This is a genomic window from Vibrio sp. 1CM7H (assembly GCF_023161645.1).
Taxonomy (GTDB): Bacteria; Pseudomonadota; Gammaproteobacteria; order Enterobacterales; family Vibrionaceae; genus Vibrio; species Vibrio diabolicus.
In genome coordinates this window covers 63,159-81,567 of record NZ_JALNTV010000004.1, presented here as the reverse complement: position 1 = coordinate 81,567, position 18,409 = coordinate 63,159, and the positions used below count along the sequence as shown (strand labels likewise).

Below are 18,409 nucleotides of genomic sequence, written 5' to 3'. Positions count from 1 at the left end.
GATGCATAATTCAAATTGACTCTTGCTCAAAAACTGGGCTGAATAAGCAATGCGCCTGTCACATTATGGTGCAATAATGATTTTCCGCACCACAATAGTGCAAGTAAAGATCATTTTGGTGCAATCATCTGCACCAAGCTAGCGCCAAAAAAACACAATTGCTTGAAATTAATGGAATATTTTTTTTGGCACGGTTTTGGCTTTAGTTAAAACAGCATCGATTAATGAAAAGTCAAATTGATTAATCAATGCCAGGTTTCATGAATAATTCATAAATCGAGCTTTTACCGCTTATTAACACTGGAGGTTATCCAAGATGTCAGTAGAAAACGTTCTATCGCTGATCCAAGAAAACGAAGTTAAGTTTGTTGACCTACGCTTCACTGATACAAAAGGTAAAGAGCAGCACATTTCGATCCCTGCTCACCAAATCGACGCAGACTTCTTCGAAGAAGGTAAAATGTTCGATGGTTCATCAGTTGCTGGCTGGAAAGGTATCAACGAATCAGACATGGTAATGATGCCTGACGCATCTTCTGCTGTGCTTGACCCATTCACGGAAGACGCAACACTCAACATCCGTTGTGACATCTTAGAGCCGGCAACAATGCAAGGCTACGACCGTGACCCACGTTCTATCGCAAAACGCGCTGAAGACTTCATGCGCTCTACTGGCGTTGCAGATACTGTACTTATCGGTCCTGAGCCAGAATTCTTCCTATTTGACGACGTGAAGTTCGCGACTGACATGTCAGGCTCTTTCTTCAAGATCGATGACGTAGAAGCAGCATGGAACACGGGTTCTGATTACGAAGAAGGTAACAAAGGTCACCGTCCAGGCGTTAAAGGTGGTTACTTCCCTGTAGCTCCAGTGGATTCATCTCAAGATATCCGTTCTGCTATGTGTCTAGTAATGGAAGAGATGGGTCTTGTTGTTGAAGCGCACCACCACGAAGTGGCAACAGCGGGTCAAAACGAAATCGCAACTCGTTTCAACACGCTAACAACCAAAGCTGACGAAATCCAAATCTACAAGTACGTTGTACACAACGTTGCTCACGCGTTTGGTAAAACGGCAACATTCATGCCTAAACCACTTGTTGGTGACAACGGTAGCGGTATGCACGTTCACCAATCTCTAGCGAAAGATGGTGTAAACCTATTTGCTGGTGACAAGTACGGCGGTCTATCTGAAATGGCGCTTTACTACATTGGCGGTATCATCAAACACGCTCGTGCAATCAACGCATTTGCTAACCCATCAACAAACTCGTACAAACGTCTTGTACCAGGCTTCGAAGCGCCAGTTATGCTTGCTTACTCTGCACGTAACCGCTCTGCTTCAATCCGTATCCCTGTGGTACCAAGCCCGAAAGCACGTCGTATCGAAGTTCGTTTCGGTGACCCAGCGGCTAACCCATACCTATGCTTTGCATCAATGCTAATGGCTGGTCTTGACGGTATTAAGAACAAGATCCACCCAGGCGAAGCAATGGATAAAGACCTTTACGATCTACCAGCAGAAGAAGCAGCAGAAATCCCAACGGTTGCATACTCACTGAAAGACGCACTAGCAGAGCTAGATGCTGACCGTGAATTCCTAACAGCGGGTGGTGTATTCTCTGACGACTTCATCGACTCTTACATCGAGCTGAAATCTCAGGACGTAGAGCGCGTGAACATGACAACTCACCCAGTTGAGTTCGAACTTTACTACTCTGTATAAGGTCGACACTGTGTAAAATGTAAACACAGCAACAAAATATTAGGCTCGCCTCGCAGGCGGGCCTTTTTTGTATTCGTCAGTCAAGATTCGACGTTTAACATGAGGGGATAATAAAAATACGCTTGGACTTTTTACCTTGTAGGTCAAAGAGCTAAGCCATTGAAACGTGAAATCATCGATCAAAAGAAGGTGAGCAATGAAAGTTCAGCTTATTCCATCGCTATGTGCTCTCAGCGGATTGTTAATCGCCTCCATCGCATCAGCGCAGGTTGCTTATACATGGGTAGATAAAAATGGCGTGGTTCATTTTAGTGATACGCCAAACCAAGGTGCAAAAGCCATCGCGCTGCCAAACCTTGAAGCCAGCGCACCCGCTCCTAAGGTAGAAAGCACGGAATCACTCGCCCCTCAGACCAAGCTATCGAAAGAGCCACAAGACAAGCCGGAAAAGAAAACCGATAAACCTCTCCCATTAAAGCTCTCGATGCTGACTCCTCTACATAACGAAACCATCCGCAGCAACCGAGGCACCATCAATATTCAACTGGAAACCAATCGCAAGCTTGGTATCGGTGAACAGTTGCAACTGCTGCTCGACGGAAAACCTTATGGTGCGCCACAAAGCCATATGACGTGGCAGTTAAACAATATTGACCGAGGCACCCACACACTGGCCGTGCACGCGAAAAGAAGCGGCAAGCTTATTGCATCTACTAGCCCTATAACGGTGCATTTACATAGAGCAAGTGTTAAGCCGACCGTAAAAGGGGCAAAATAGAATATCTGGTGAAAAAAATAGCATCACTGCGGTGCTTTTCACTTTTTCTTCTGAGATTTATTCGCCATACTTAACGTTCAATTGCACCATTATTGTGCAGCGCACAATCTTAAAGCAAAACAAGGACGTAATGTGGATACCAGTCTTCCTAGTGCCATTCTCAACAACATGGTGACAGCAACGCTGATTCTTGATGATGGATTGGCTATCCGTTATGCCAATCCGGCTGCCGAGTTGCTGTTTTCTCAAAGCGCGAAACGTATTGTTGAACAATCGCTTTCTCAATTGATTCAACATGCGTCGCTGGATCTCGCGCTGCTCACTCAACCATTGCAAAGTGGCCAAAGCATCACCGACAGTGACGTCACTTTCGTTGTTGATGGCCGCCCCTTAATGCTAGAGGTGACAGTTAGCCCAATCACTTGGCAAAAACAACTGATGTTACTCGTCGAGATGCGCAAAATTGATCAACAGCGCCGACTCTCTCAAGAACTGAACCAGCACGCCCAGCAACAAGCGGCGAAACTGTTAGTCCGAGGGCTTGCACATGAGATCAAAAACCCGCTAGGTGGATTACGTGGTGCAGCGCAATTGCTAGAAAAAATGCTGCCAGATCCCTCTCTCACCGAATATACGCACATCATTATTGAGCAAGCCGACCGTTTAAGAGCGCTCGTTGATCGATTACTCGGACCACAAAAGCCAGGTAAGAAGACACTAGAAAACTTGCATCAAATTCTGGAAAAGGTCCGCCAGTTGGTTGAACTAGAATCGCAACGTTCAATCGTGATTGAACGTGATTACGACCCGAGCTTGCCAGAAATTTTGATGGATGCGGACCAAATCGAACAGGCGATGCTTAATATCGTCAGTAATGCGGCGCAAATTCTTAGCCATCAAGAACACGGTAAAATCACCATTCGCACCAGAACGGTGCATCAAGCTAATATTCACGGCAAACGCTGTAAACTCGCTGCGCGTGTCGAAATCACAGACAACGGCCCAGGCATTCCACCGGAATTACAAGACACGCTGTTCTATCCCATGGTCAGTGGCCGCGAGGGAGGAACTGGCTTAGGGCTGTCTATTTCACAAAATTTGATCGACCAGCACAATGGAAAAATAGACGTAGAAAGCTGGCCTGGTCACACAACATTTACTATTTATTTGCCGATCTGATTGCGCTAATGGACTTCAAGTCGCATCAGTTTTTCGGTTTGCTGCAAGGATTACTACATGAGTAAAGGATATGTTTGGGTCGTTGATGACGACAGTTCCATTCGCTGGGTGATGGAGAAAACGCTCTCCTCTGCCAACATAAAATGCGAAACCTATGCCGATGGGGAAAGCGTTTTGATGGCGCTCGAACGCGAAGTACCAGATGTGCTGGTATCGGACATTCGCATGCCGGGCATTGATGGATTAGAGCTGCTAAAACAAGTACAGCGCGATTACCCAGACCTTCCCGTGATTATCATGACCGCCCACTCGGATTTGGATGCGGCAGTGAATGCGTACCAAAAAGGCGCCTTTGAATACTTACCAAAACCTTTTGATATCGATGAAACCTTAACGTTAGTTGAACGAGCGATTGCACACAGTCACGAAAATAAACGTGAGCAACTCTCTCCAGAAGACATTCCCGCGGAAACGCCAGAAATCATCGGTGAAGCGCCAGCCATGCAAGAAGTATTTCGCGCCATTGGTCGTCTTTCTCGCTCCTCAATTTCAGTATTGATTAACGGTGAATCGGGCACGGGTAAAGAGCTCGTTGCTCATGCGTTGCACCGCCATAGTCCTCGCGCCAACAAACCTTTTATTGCACTCAATATGGCGGCGATTCCCAAAGATCTGATTGAGTCAGAGTTGTTTGGTCATGAAAAAGGGGCATTTACCGGGGCGAACAATGTTCGTCAGGGTCGATTCGAACAAGCCAATGGCGGCACCCTATTTTTAGACGAAATCGGTGACATGCCGTTAGATATTCAAACCCGTTTGCTGCGTGTTCTGGCCGACGGACAGTTTTATCGAGTGGGCGGTCACTCCCCAATCAGCGTCGACGTAAGGATTGTCGCGGCAACACACCAGAATTTAGAAAAGCTGGTGCATGAAGGCGATTTCCGTGAAGACTTATTCCATCGCTTGAACGTGATTCGAGTGCAGATTCCGGCATTGCGTGAACGTAAGCAGGACATCGAAAAACTTACGCAGCATTTTCTTATCCGAGCGGCTGATGAGCTGGGGGTCGAAACCAAAACTCTGCATCCGTCGACCGTTGAAATTCTTAACCGCCTTGATTGGCCGGGCAACGTGCGTCAATTAGAGAATATTTGCCGTTGGTTAACCGTCATGGCCAGTGGTAGCGAGGTATTGCCAAACGACTTACCAAGCGAACTGCTCGAAGAGAAAAAATCCATTTCGGACTCTGAGCATGGCAGCTGGCAAGAACAATTGGCGGATTGGGCACGTCAATCACTCGCGGTAGGAGATAAAGAACTGCTTTCTTATGCTTTACCAGAATTTGAGCGCATTTTATTAGAGGCCGCTTTGGAGCACACTAAAGGTCACAAGCAAGATGCCGCTAAAGTATTAGGCTGGGGGCGAAACACGCTTACCAGAAAATTAAAAGAATTGTACTGACAATCACTTACGTGGTGCGTTAACAACGAGAGTCGTTTGTCACTCGATATTAACAAAAATATCAGTACAATTGTGGCGCACCACCATCTATGTGATTAGGCAATGTCTACTGCTACGACTCAAATTACACTGCGTACCGCTGTTCTCATTCCATTTGTCATGATCTTCTTACTGGCGATCGGTGTCATTGTCTACGTCCAAAAACAAAGCTACGAAGAAGTGGTCACAGATATCAGCGACAAACAACTTTCCGTGTTAACCGAAAGTGTCCACGACCACCTTAATAGCTATCTGCGCAAGCCGTTTACTGCAGTTATGGCTCTCGCACATAACGTCAGCTATCACAACCTTTATCACCCTCACGACACCTCAGATATTCAAAGCTACCTGCTGAGTGCATTCAAAAACCTTTACCAATCGATACCGCAGTTGGATGTCATCGCATTTGGTTCAGAAAGCGGTGACTTTGCCGGGTTCCGCCGCGAGCTTTCCGACGATTACACCTTAATGGTTCAAGATCGATATACCGATGGTGATCTGATTATTTATGGCACCAACCATGTAAGTAATAGCATTCGAACGGTTATCTCTCCATACGATCCTCGCACTCGCCCATGGTATACGCCCGTCGCAGAGACTCAAACCTCGATGTGGTCTGAGATTTATACGAATGCCGATGAACGCCAGGATATTACGCTGTCAGCCATGACACCGGTGTATAAACACGACCAATTTGCTGGCGTGTTGGTGACAGACATTCGCATCAACACATTTAACGAATTTCTACGTGAGTTAAAATACAACACCAAAGCTTCGGTCTACATCATGGACCCAGAGCATCGTTTAATCGCTCACTCAGGCCCGGGAAGCGTTATCTCATGGGGCACAAAGTTTTCTGATAAAGGGCAGCGTTTGTTTGCGGCTGAAAACGCAGATCCGATCATCAAAATCAGTGCGAGCCGCGTTCGGTCGTTTGATCTCAACAATACTAAGCAACCTTACACCTTTTCATTTGAGCATGACGGCCAACGTATTTTCAGCCGACTAACCCCATACCGAGATCAAAACGGTTTAACATGGTTTATTGGCACCTCTATATCTGAATCCGAGTTGCTGGGTACATTGCCGAAAAGCCAACAAAAGAGTTGGCTGGTCGGGTTTATCGTCAGCTTATTTGGTATCGCCATCAGTTGGATCATTTTCAACCGAGTCACCAGACCGATTAACGCGACGGCCGACGCCGCCCAACACCTTGCGAATGGCGATTGGGACAGCAGTATGCCAAAACCTGGTTATGTGTATGAGACAACGGTACTTGTGCATGCCTTTAATGAGATGACGAGTAACCTCAGAGCCTCATTTAAAGCGTTGCGTGAGCAGTTGGTTTATGACTCTCTGACACGCTTATACAGTCGTCAGGGCTTGGTCGAAATCTGTGAGAACCAATCTCACCTGTGCCACGGCAGTTTATTTTTACTTGGTATCAACAAATTTAGAGATATCAACGACAGTGTGGGTCATCATAACGGTGATCAACTGTTGGTCAGCATCGCAGAAAGGCTAAAACAAGAGTTTAGTGATAACGCGTTACTGGCTCGGATTGGCGGTGATGAGTTCGCAGTGTTTCTCTCAAACGCCGATACGGAAGCCAAAGTTAGACAAACCGAGCGTCGATTACAGCAACTCTTTTCCACCCCATTTATGGTGGAAGGTGAGAATGTAGTGATGAAGATTTCACTTGGCATTGTGCAAACCCAACCAAATGAAACCATGCCGCTGTGGCTTCGCAACGCCAGCATCGCATTAAGCTACGCCAAGCAAGACTCACTGACCGGTGTCTGTCATTACAGCCCTGAACTGGCAAGCGCTTCAAAGTTCCGCACCCAAATGCTGACTAAGATTCAAACTGGCATCGAAAACCAAGAGTTTGTCCCTCATTATCAACCTATTGTGGATCTCGCTAGTGGTAATGTGTGTGGCGCAGAAGCGCTGGCGCGCTGGCACAGTGACTCAGGAATGGTGTCACCATTAGATTTTATTCCAATCGCAGAAGAAAGCGGCATGATCAAAGCCATTGGCCAACAAATTCTGTTACAAGCTTGCCGCGATACATACCAAGCCATTCAAAGTAATCAGTGGCCATCAGACTTCCAACTGCATGTGAACATCTCCGTTAATCAACTGTCCTGCCCTGATTTTGTCGATACGTTGACCAACGTATTGGATATCACAAAATTACCCGCCAGTAACCTAACACTGGAGATCACCGAGTCGCGCATTATTGATAGCGCACCAACCACACTGGAAAATATGACCAAACTGCGTGATATGGGGATTGGTATCGCGATCGATGATTTCGGTACCGGTTACTCATCACTGGGTTATCTTCACTCACTGCCATTTACTTGTTTGAAGATTGATCGCACCTTCATCAATCAACTCACGCAAGAAAACTTAGACAGTTCGGTCGTTGCTGCGGTCATCAATATCACCGCGGGCCTCAAAACCAATGTCGTCGCAGAAGGCGTAGAGGATAGCAATCAAGCACAATTACTACGCTCTTTAGGCTGCAACCAAGTGCAAGGCTTCTATTACAGCCGTCCAATGCCACTAGAAGAGTGGCCAACACATTTGGTTAACATGAAGTAGAAAAGAGCGAGAATCGTTGATTTCCTAGTCATCCTCTACTGACAATCTACCTAACTGTTATTTATACTTAACTGCAAATCTTACCCATGTATTGTCACAGATGATGTTTGGGCCCTGTTCCAGTTCATAACTATCCGGATCGACATAATGATAACGAAGAACCTTCCTCTTACTGATTTGCACCGCCACCTTGACGGTAACATTCGTACTAAAACGATTCTTGAGCTTGGCCAAAAATTTGGTATTGCTCTGCCAGCGTACGATATTGAGTCTCTAACTCCTCACGTTCAAATTGTCGAAGCGGAACCCTCTCTTGTTGCTTTCCTTTCTAAGCTCGACTGGGGTGTTGCGGTACTGGGCGACCTAGATGCATGTCGTCGTGTGGCGTACGAAAACGTAGAAGACGCACTAAACGCTCAAATCGATTACGCTGAACTGCGTTTCTCACCATACTACATGGCAATGAAACACAAGTTACCAGTAGCGGGTGTTGTTGAAGCAGTCGTGGACGGTGTGCAAGCGGGTATGCGCGATTTTGGCGTGAAAGCCAACCTGATCGGCATCATGAGTCGCACATTTGGCACCGACGCATGCCAACAAGAACTGGACGGCATTCTGAGCCAAAAAGATCACATCGTTGCCGTCGACTTGGCGGGTGACGAACTGGGCCAACCGGGCGATCGCTTTGTGTCTCACTTCAAACAAGTACGCGACGCTGGCCTTGGGGTAACGGTTCATGCTGGTGAAGCAGCAGGTGCAGAGAGCATGTGGCAAGCAATCAATGAGCTGGGCGCAACTCGTATCGGTCACGGCGTAAAAGCGATCCACGATCCAAAACTGATGGATTACCTAGCAGAAAACCGCATTGGTATTGAGTCTTGCCTAACATCAAACTACCAAACAAGCACGGTAGAAACGTTAGAAAACCACCCTCTCAAACAGTTCCTAGAGCATGGCGTTCTTGCGTGTCTGAACACTGATGATCCAGCGGTAGAAGGCATCGAACTGCCATACGAATACGAAGTAGCGGCACCAGCAGCTGGTCTGAGCCAAGACCAGATTCGCCAAGCGCAAATCAATGGCCTTGAGATTGCGTTCCTTTCAGAAGCAGAAAAAGCCGAACTGAAAGCAAAAGTAAAAGATCGCGCTTAAATCCAGCGAAAACATAAAAAATGCCAGCATCTGCTGGCATTTTTTATATCTTGAATCGGCGTCTATGATTAGATAACACGAGAGAATTGTTGCTGACGCGCCTTCGCTCGCAGGTACTTATCGAAGCTCATACAAATATTACGGATCAGCAAACGACCTCGCAGCGTCACACGAATTTCATTGTCATCCACTTCCACCAGCTCATCGTTGATGAAGGTCTGAAGTAGCTGCAAGTCTTCTTTAAAGTACTGATCAAACTTCACTTTAAACTCAGACTCAATCGCTTTCTTGTCTAACTTAAAATTACAGATCAGCTGCTTGATCACTTCGCGACGTAGCAAATCATCAGAGTCTAGAGAGACCCCTTTCCACAGTGCGTGACGAAGTTCGTTGACTTGAGCGTAGTATTTCTTCAGCTCTTTCTGGTTTTGCGCGTATGCATCGCCGATCATCGAGATTGCAGAGACACCAAAGCCAACCAAATCACATTCACCTTGTGTGGTGTAGCCTTGGAAGTTGCGATGCAAAATACCTTCGCGCTGAGCAACGGCAAGTTCGTCATCAGGCAATGCAAAATGGTCCATACCGATGAACTGGTAGCCAGCACCAGTCAGTGTCGCGATGGTATCTTGCAGAATCGCCATCTTCTCTTCTGCTTTAGGCAGATCTTCGTCTTTAATCTTACGCTGCGCTGCAAATAGCTGTGGCATGTGCGCGTAGTTAAATACGGACAGACGGCCCGGCTGCATTTCTAGTACTTGTTCTAACGTCTTGGCAAAAGAGTCTTTGGTTTGCTTTGGCAAGCCGTAGATCAGATCTAGGTTTGTCGAACGGAAACCCAACTCTTTTGCGCGCGCAACCATCGCAAAGATGAACTCTTCATCTTGCTCACGGTTCACCAGTTTTTGCACTTCTTTGTTGAAGTCCTGAACACCGATGCTCAAGCGGTTAAAGCCTTCGCTACGCAGGTGATCCAGCATGGTGATCTGAATTTCACGCGGGTCAACTTCGATACTGATTTCAGCATCACTGCTAAAGGTAAACTCTTGGCGCAACAGGCTCATTACGCGTGTAATTTGCTTTTCAGAAAGGAACGTTGGCGTACCACCACCAAAGTGCAATTGCGTTACCGTTCTGCCCACCAATAAGGCTGCACGTTGACGAATCTCATGCTCAAGCACATCGAGGTATTCGTCCGCTTTGTGCGAGTGGCGCGTGATGACTTTATTACAACCACAGTAGTAACAAAGCTTGTGACAGAACGGAATGTGCACGTACAGCGATAATGGGCGGTCTGGGTACTGAGTGCATGCCATATCATAATCAGAAATGGTGAACGCTTCATGGAACTCCAGCGCCGTTGGGTACGACGTGTAGCGAGGACCGGAATAGTTGTACTTATCCAATACCGCTTGATCCCAGACGATTTGCTGCTTCGATTCAGTGTGTTGATTCGACATGGTGGTACTTTCCGTTAAATGCTAGGGCAACGAAAGCCGTCACCCGATATTCAGAGCCGCTATTTTGCCATACGACGATGACAAGCGTGGCAACGCCGACTGGCTTTTTAATTATAAAACTAAAGAAGTGCTAGCGTGATCACGATACCCCCAACAGTCATAAGGAAACCATTGGGGGTAACTATTAAATCATCTGAATATTGATTTGATTATTCAGTGGCTGGACGTTTTTCTGCAACACTTTGAGCTCCTCAATGATCGCATCAGTGAGGCGGCTTTCCGCTTTATGACGCGTCAAGTTCTGTTGCATACGCTCTTTCTTGGCAAGTTGTTGGCGTTCTTCACCACGCGCCATATCTTTCACGATATGGTAAAGCTCAGAAATTGCAGGGTACGTTTTATCGAAATCGACACGGTCTTCACCTTGTACATAATCCATGATGTTATACACACGAATACTGATTTCAGATAAATCGCATTGGCCTTGAATACCCGCCTGACACAAGGTATGCACATTCTCAAAAATGTTGGCGTTACGTTTATCTATCGCCAATTTTTGATGCTTTAGCTGCAATTCCTTTTGCTTTTTCAATTTAAGCAGAAGGTAACCTGCATAAGAAGCAAGTGCGATGATAATCACAACACCAGCAATAGCTAATAAGGTTACATTCATAGCTTAATTATCCTTTGTAGTCGTCGAAGTTAATGTCGTCGAAATCTGCCAGCAAGTCATCATCATTGCGCGTGCTTTTCTCAGCAGGAGCAGTGAAGTCTTCCTCTTCTTCAGGTTCCAACAAACCTAGTTGGTCCATTAGCTTCTCAATGCGGTCGAGCTTCTCATCGACGTATTTCTGTAGACCTGTGCCTAGGTTTTCACCCGCTTCAATACGGTCTAGCAACACGTTCAATTGCGCGTCATTTTCTAGCATCTCTAGTTCTTGCTCTGCCGACAAACGACGCTCTTGCTTCGTCATTTTCTTCGCAGGCTCAACAACCAGAGGAATTTTCTTTTTACTGCCTAAACGCGGGTCGCGGTTTTGTGCAGCAGCTTGCTTTTTCTGCTCGTTAACTTCTGAGTTACGGTTACCCGTTTTCAAGCCTTTGCGCTTTTTAGCACGCTTGCGTAGGCGGCCTTCCACATCAGATTCTGTACGGTTACGAGTTACAACAAACTCAGGTGCGCCAGCGGCACCTGGCCTTCTAGATTTTTTACTACGGCTCATTACTGGGGTTTCCTCAGTAAAATTACATCATTACCAATAAATTCGAGTTCGAGCTTATCCCGCTCTGCTAGGAACTGGAACGTGTCACGACTAAAGAACACTACATGAGTGAGATCGTTCTTATAATGCCATGATTTGAAAGCCTCCACGTCGATGACCATTTTCGTCATCAGGCCTATCCAGCCCCCTGGCTTAACTAAATTCAACCATTGCTTCCACACCAAATCTGGGTGGTAGAGGTGCTCTATCACCTCTGTTGCTGTCATGAAGTCATACGTTTTATCTAAAACCGACGTATCAGGGTGGTAGTAGAGATCGTACAACGCCATGTTGTGCCCCGCCTCTTCCAGCATCAAGGAGAGCGTTGGGCCAGGACCACAACCAAAGTCGATACCATTTGATTGTGGAGAAATTCGCTCTGTGAGCGGGTCAGCAATACGCGACAAAAAGCGTCGGTAACCTAAATCTTCAGGGTTGTTCTCATGCAAATCATAGTGAGCTTTTTCGGTTTCCGCATCCAAACGTTGGTCTGGATTCACAAACACCAAACAGCACTGCTCACATTGAAGATATTCACGTCGCTTATCTTCAAAATAGTGGTGAGTACGCTGATTTTGGCATAAAGGACAGGTATGCATGCTGACTTCCTCAAACAGGGATGCGAAACATACCAGAAAGTGAACTCAGATTGGAGTGTTACTGAGTATTTTTTCAGCAATTTTTGTTAAAAAACTTTGTTTACAACCCATCGAAGTAAATAAGTGCAGTAATCGTAATTCAGATTGCGACTTACCAAGGGAAAAGAATATAAAAAAAGCGACAGTCAGACTGTCGCTTTCTAAGTGCCATCAAGTGGCGAAACTGTGTTGCACACATTTGGTGCACCAATGATCCCTTTGTTTTTCGAGCTTTCCCTGCCAAAAAGAGTTGTTTTTCATCTTCCTGATGAGTTTTGGCTATCCGTTTACTTCCTGTCTACTGAGCAACTTCCTGTGCCTGATCCGTTTCACTGTCTTAACCGTCAGACGAGATGACCATCCTTATCAGATAGGCTCCCTACCTATCTAAATCCCTTTCTAAATCACCAAGCATCCGAGCTACATCCTTGGAGACCTAAACCGTGGTCTAAAATCCTTACATTCACCCCCTGTGAACGACTTCTACTTTACGCCATCCCGCGATGCTCACAAGTAATGGGTTGAAAAAATAATCCGCCTATTTTCTAAAAATATCAAAATTATCATTTAATCAAAAACTTAAAAACACTAACAAGAAAAAGCCAACATCAAGTATGGCAAATGTCTCACAAACTACCGAGCTAACTATCGCTTTCGAACTCAAAGTCGACTGTGATATTTGTCACGAACAAAAATGCCCTAGCGAATTCACTAGGGCACTTTTGTATAAGTTGCTCGAACGATGTAGGGACATCTACCCAATAAACTCAAGATGCAGGATCATCTTGAGCGATTTAGGTATATTAGTGCAGACCGCCAACGTATTTAGACAGCACTTCGATATCTTCGTCTGTCATTTTCTTCGCGATGTCGCGCATCATGGCATTCATATCATTACCACGGTCGCCATCACGGAATTTTTCTAGCTGAGCTTTGATGTAGTCAGCATGCTGACCAGAAATTTTCGGGAAACCTGAAAGCTCTGTACCATTGCCACGAGGACCATGACATGCAATACATGCGGTTAGGCCACGCTCGGCATCACCAGCGGTATAAAGCGTTTTGCCTTTTGCTACCACATCTTCAGGTGTTGAGTTTTCTGAAACTGGTAGCGAAGCGTAGTAAGCAGATAGGTCTGCGATATCTTCATCGCTCAGTGGCATTGCCATACCACTCATTACAGGATCGTAACGACCTTGTTTACCACCACTTGTCATGCCTAGCTTAAGTTCTTTTAACTGCTTCTCAAGATACTTAGCGTGTTGGCCTGCGAGTTTCGGGTACGTTGTTATTGCACTGTTGCCATCTGCTCCGTGACAGGCGACACAGGTTTGTGATTTTGCTTTACCAGCCTCAATATTACCTTGGGCCCATACTGAGCAACTGGCTAAAAGACTCAAAATTAGCGCTAATTTCTTCATGACATTCCATTATAATTATCAAGCTTCCAGTACCACGGAATGTGAACATACCGCGTACACTCATGGTACAATAGGCGACCTTATGCCGAGCACGGTTATTTTACACATTTTCACAAAAAAGTAATCAATCGACTACACAAAGTCGAGATGGAGTTAACAGTGAGCGTAAAAATTCATTACCAAAATACGCATTTCATCACCAGCGCACCCGATATTCGTCACCTACCGGAAGACGAAGGTGTCGAAATTGCGTTTGCAGGACGCTCAAACGCTGGTAAATCGAGTGCACTTAACCGTCTAACTAATCAAAAAAGCTTAGCCAAGACATCAAAGACACCTGGTCGTACGCAATTAATCAACCTTTTCAAAGTAGAAGAAGGTTGTCACATTGTCGATCTACCTGGATACGGTTTTGCTCAAGTACCGGTAGAGATGAAAAACAAATGGCAGAAATCTTTAGGTGAATACCTACAGAAACGCGAGTGCCTAAAAGGCTTAGTGGTTCTGATGGACATTCGTCATCCAATGAAAGATCTCGACCAGCAAATGATTTTCTGGGCCATCGATAGCCACATTCCTGTGCAAGTTTTGCTAACCAAAGCAGATAAACTAAAAAGTGGCGCACGCAAACAAACCCTGCTGAAAGTTCGCAAACAGGTGGAAACTTTCGGTGGCGACGTTTCCGTTGATGTGTTCTCTTCCCTTAAAGGATTAGGCGTTGATCAGCTGCGCGCAAAACTGGATACCTGGTTTGCACCGGCGCTCGCACACCTGATAGAAGAAGGCGAACTGGATACCCCAGCAAGCGACGAAGAATAATTAACAATATTTGTTAAATCTTTTCGATACGGCCCTACCATTTGGTGGGGCTTTTGTTTATCTGAGCTAAATAACAGGCAATAAAAATCCCCACCTTCCTGGCAGGGATAACGGGAGAGAAAAATTGGTAATTATTGTTATGTGACGAAGCATTGCTGAACTATCGGATGATTTCAATAGCTTAAAAAGCCGCCTAACTTTAGCTTTCGCTTAATCAACTCACAACCATAACCAATAAAGAAAATACAATTCAACAAGTTAGACAGAAACCTACCCATTTTCCCGTCAACTTAGTTTCCTTCAAGAAAAAATCATAGTGTGATTGGCATAAATTTACAGACTGAATAGTTTGCGAGTTTTTGAAGAAAATTGGAGTGTAGACAATAGGTTAAAGGTGGGAGAAATATAAAGACAAGTCGTTACCAACCCAACACATTGAACAAAAAGAAAAATTTTCTTTCGCCCAATAAAAAACGCCCCAGTCAAAAGCTGACTGGGGCGGCTGAATCAGCCTAATCCAATAACGTGAAACAAAAGGTCTGAAAGATAGAACATCTTACCTCTGTACCCTACGAGTATTAATGTACAACAATTGGTCAGAATTGCAAAGAATTTTTGTAGTTTTTTTTCATGAAATTTTTATTAAGCAACATCAAAGTTAACTTTGCGCCAGATTTTTTAATCGCAAAAAAAAGCCAGCGTTTGTGCGCTGGCTCATAATTAATTGGTTATTTTGGTCTAAAAGTGACTAATGAGCTTGATCCCAGTTGTCACCGTGCCCTGCTTCTGCAACCAACGGTACTTTTAGCTCTGCTGCAGATTCCATCAATTTCTGTACTTTACTTTCAATTTCGGACAATGATGACTCTTCAACTTCAAAGACCAATTCATCGTGTACTTGCATTAACAACTTCACACGACCATTGCCTTCTTCCTGAATCCACTGATCAACCAACAGCATCGCTTTCTTAATGATGTCCGCAGCTGTACCTTGCATCGGTGCGTTGATTGCCGCACGTTCAGCAGCTTTACGACGCATACCGTTGCGCGATTTGATTTCTGGTAAATGCAAACGTCGACCAAAAATCGTTTCAACATAGCCCTTATCTGCAGCCGTGCTGCGCGTGTCTTCCATGTACTGCATAACGCCAGGGTAACGCTCAAAGTATTTATCCATGTAGGCTTGTGCTTCGCCGCGAGGGATACCAAGCTGCTTCGCCAAACCAAATGCACTCATGCCATAGATAAGCCCGAAGTTAACGGCTTTAGCACGGCGACGCTGCTCACTGGATACTTGTTCAATATCCAGACCCATAATTTCTGCCGCAGTTGCCGCGTGAATGTCTTTACCATCACGGAAGGCATCTAATAACGCTTGGTCGCCAGAAAGGTGAGCCATGATGCGCAGTTCGATTTGCGAGTAGTCGACCGCTAAGATTTTATGGCCAGCTGGTGCGACAAACGCTTGGCGAATACGACGGCCGGCTTCGTTACGAATTGGAATGTTCTGTAAGTTCGGATCGGTAGAAGATAGACGACCTGTTGCGGTTACCGCTTGATGGTAAGAAGTATGCACACGCCCTGTTGTTGGGTTGATCATCTTCGGCAGCTTATCCGTGTACGTCGATTTAAGCTTCGCCAAACCGCGATATTCCAAAATCAATTTTGGCAGTGGGTAATCTAAGGCAAGCTCTTGTAGCACTTCTTCATTCGTCGATGGTGTACCTGATGGCGTTTTCTTCACCACCGGTAAACCCATTTTTTCAAATAGGATGGCTTGTAATTGCTTTGGCGAGTTCATGTTGAACTCTTGCTCAGCGATTTCATACGCCTTCTTTTCAAGCTCATCAAGGCGAGCGGTAATCTCGACCGACTGCGCACTCAGCTTCATTTCGTCAATAAAGACCCCGGTGCGTTCAATGCGCGAAAGAACTGGCACCAACGGCATTTCAATCTCTTCGTAAACTGTCTTTAGGCTTTCATCCTGCTCGATATTCGCAAACAAGCGATTGTGCAGACGAAGGGTCACATCCGCATCTTCTGCCGCGTATGGCGATGCTTGTTCCAACTCGATTTGGTTAAACGTAAGCTGATTTTTGCCTTTACCTGCAATTTGCTCAAAAGAAATGCAACTATGCTGTAGGAAGCGCAGCGCTAAGCTGTCCATATCGTGTTTACCGCCGACACTGTTGTAAATGTACGATTCCAACATCGTGTCGTGCTTGATACCTTTTAGTTCAATGTCATAACGAGCCAATACAGACGCATCATACTTTAAGTTTTGACCAACTTTTGCTTTCGCTGCATCTTCAAGAATTGGCTTAAGCTGTCCTAAAACCCAATCACGATCAAGCTGTTCAGGTGCATCTAGGTAGTCATGTGCAACAGGCACATAAGCGGCAATGCCTTCATCGACAGCGAATGACAAACCAACTAGGTTCGCTAGCATGTAATCTAGGTTGTCGGTTTCCGTATCAAACGCAAACAACTCGGCCGTTTGAAGTTTGTCTAGCCACGCATTGAAGGTTTCTTCATCCAGAATCGTTTCATATTGGCTGCGGTCGATTGTCACTGCGGAAGTTTCCATCTCGGTATGAGAAGCAGAGGCTTGAGCAGAGCCAGCAAGCTCAACAGCTTCTACCGACCCAGAACCACCTTCAAGTAGTTCGTTCAACCAAGATTTAAACGTCAGTTGACCATACAGCTTCACTAGTTCGTCTTTATTTGGTTCCGCTTTCAGCAGTGATTCTGGCGTTTCTTCAAGTTCAACATCCAATTTAATGGTCGCGAGCTCGTACGACAGCATGGCATTTTCTTTGTTATCGATGAGCTTCTTCGCCATGGTTTTAGAACCACGGAAGCCAAGTGCAGCAATGTCATCGAGATTTTCATACAGCTTAGTCAGACCGCCAATACCTTGCAGTAGTGCGGTCGCTGTTTTGTCACCCACGCCTGGTACACCAGGGATGTTATCTACTTTATCGCCCATCAGCGCTAGGTAGTCGATGATTAACTCAGGTGGAATGCCAAACTTTTCAACCACACCTTCACGATCCATCACGACGTTCGTCATGGTGTTGATCAAAGTAATATTATCATCCACCAACTGCGCCATGTCTTTATCACCAGTACTGATCAATACAGGCATGCCCTTTTGTGATGCTTGATGCGCCAACGTACCAATGACGTCATCCGCTTCGACGCCAGGAACGCAGATTAGTGGTAAACCCATCGCGCGAATAACATTGTGCAATGGTTCAATTTGGCAACGCAGATCATCCGGCATTGGCGGACGATTAGCTTTGTATTCTGCATACATATCATCACGGAAGGTTTTTCCCTTCGCATCGAAAACCACCGCGATGCGCTCAGACGCAAACTGACGCATCATGCTGCGTAACATGTTCACGACACCGTAAACGGCATTAGTTGGAATTTCACCATTACTCATGGTGCCCGGGTAGGCGTGAAAAGCGCGATATAGGTAAGAAGAGCCGTCGATAAGGATCAACGGATTTTCAGGAATACTTGCCATAATTGTCTGTATCCAATTCAGTACTTGAGAGATCTGCCTAGGATGCCATGACTGCTGATCCGAATCTATCTTGTTCGCTCGATCTAGGTCGCGTAAATTTTTCGATTTTATTCACGAAGATAACCTCACCCTGTGGATAACTCTGTTTATAGAAATTATCCACTGGTTATCCAATGATAGAAAACATAAAAAACACACACGGTAAATTATTGTTTTTAAATATTTATTTTATAAAACGGCGAGAAGATCAACGATCCTTAAATGATCATCGTGTGTGGAAAAAATACGAATAGTGACGTCAAATAGAAATCGTAGAAAAGAAAAAAGCG

13 protein-coding genes are annotated in these 18,409 nt (G+C 45.5%); 7 read left to right on the top strand and 6 right to left on the bottom strand.

Annotated elements, in window-relative coordinates; translation table 11 throughout:
- Window positions 1-316 precede the first annotated feature (316 nt).
- The 6 genes from glnA to add all read left to right on the top strand — a co-directional run bounded on the left by glnA (window position 317) and on the right by add (window position 8,945).
- Complete coding sequence (gene glnA, locus MSG33_RS16045) at window positions 317-1,726, top strand: glutamate--ammonia ligase (RefSeq protein ID WP_005395023.1); 1,410 nt, start codon at window positions 317-319, stop codon at window positions 1,724-1,726.
- A 196-nt stretch (window positions 1,727-1,922) separates the two neighbouring features.
- Window positions 1,923-2,504: a DUF4124 domain-containing protein gene (locus MSG33_RS16040; protein WP_248381442.1), complete on the top strand. Its 582-nt coding sequence runs from the start codon at window positions 1,923-1,925 to the stop codon at window positions 2,502-2,504.
- Window positions 2,505-2,636: 132 nt separating this feature from the next.
- A complete protein-coding gene (gene glnL / locus MSG33_RS16035) occupies window positions 2,637-3,683 on the top strand; it encodes a nitrogen regulation protein NR(II) (RefSeq protein ID WP_047009385.1) in 1,047 nt (348 codons plus the stop codon).
- A gap of 57 nt (window positions 3,684-3,740) precedes the next feature.
- Complete coding sequence (gene glnG, locus MSG33_RS16030; protein WP_248381441.1) at window positions 3,741-5,144, top strand: nitrogen regulation protein NR(I); 1,404 nt, start codon at window positions 3,741-3,743, stop codon at window positions 5,142-5,144.
- A 102-nt stretch (window positions 5,145-5,246) separates the two neighbouring features.
- Window positions 5,247-7,793 carry an EAL domain-containing protein gene (locus tag MSG33_RS16025; RefSeq protein WP_248381440.1) on the top strand — a complete coding sequence of 849 codons (2,547 nt, stop codon included), beginning with the start codon at window positions 5,247-5,249 and terminating at the stop codon, window positions 7,791-7,793.
- 147 nt (window positions 7,794-7,940) lie between these two features.
- Window positions 7,941-8,945 carry an adenosine deaminase gene (gene add, locus MSG33_RS16020; RefSeq protein WP_005395038.1) on the top strand — a complete coding sequence of 335 codons (1,005 nt, stop codon included), beginning with the start codon at window positions 7,941-7,943 and terminating at the stop codon, window positions 8,943-8,945.
- Window positions 8,946-9,013: 68 nt separating this feature from the next.
- On the opposite strand, the gene hemN is transcribed toward add, so the two are convergent.
- From hemN to MSG33_RS15995, 5 genes are all read right to left on the bottom strand, one after another.
- Window positions 9,014-10,405, bottom strand: coding sequence for an oxygen-independent coproporphyrinogen III oxidase (hemN, locus tag MSG33_RS16015; RefSeq protein ID WP_048624602.1), 1,392 nt, complete (start codon window positions 10,403-10,405; stop codon window positions 9,014-9,016).
- A 184-nt stretch (window positions 10,406-10,589) separates the two neighbouring features.
- A complete protein-coding gene (locus MSG33_RS16010) occupies window positions 10,590-11,078 on the bottom strand; it encodes a DUF2489 domain-containing protein (RefSeq protein WP_248381439.1) in 489 nt (162 codons plus the stop codon).
- A gap of 7 nt (window positions 11,079-11,085) precedes the next feature.
- A complete protein-coding gene (gene yihI, locus MSG33_RS16005; RefSeq protein WP_248381438.1) occupies window positions 11,086-11,628 on the bottom strand; it encodes a Der GTPase-activating protein YihI in 543 nt (180 codons plus the stop codon).
- Window positions 11,628-12,266, bottom strand: coding sequence for a class I SAM-dependent methyltransferase (locus MSG33_RS16000; RefSeq protein WP_172605921.1), 639 nt, complete (start codon window positions 12,264-12,266; stop codon window positions 11,628-11,630). The genes yihI and MSG33_RS16000 overlap by 1 nt, the downstream gene beginning before the upstream one ends.
- An 842-nt stretch (window positions 12,267-13,108) precedes the next feature.
- Window positions 13,109-13,726, bottom strand: a complete 618-nt coding sequence (locus tag MSG33_RS15995; RefSeq protein ID WP_005379248.1) for a c-type cytochrome — start codon at window positions 13,724-13,726, stop codon at window positions 13,109-13,111.
- 159 nt (window positions 13,727-13,885) lie between these two features.
- On the opposite strand from MSG33_RS15995, the gene yihA reads away from it, so the two are divergent.
- Window positions 13,886-14,545, top strand: a complete 660-nt coding sequence (gene yihA / locus MSG33_RS15990; RefSeq protein ID WP_005394452.1) for a ribosome biogenesis GTP-binding protein YihA/YsxC — start codon at window positions 13,886-13,888, stop codon at window positions 14,543-14,545.
- Between the two features lie 748 nt (window positions 14,546-15,293).
- Here the strand turns inward: yihA and polA are convergent.
- Complete coding sequence (gene polA / locus MSG33_RS15985) at window positions 15,294-18,080, bottom strand: DNA polymerase I (RefSeq protein WP_248381437.1); 2,787 nt, start codon at window positions 18,078-18,080, stop codon at window positions 15,294-15,296.
- Between the last annotated feature and the right edge of the window lie 329 nt (window positions 18,081-18,409).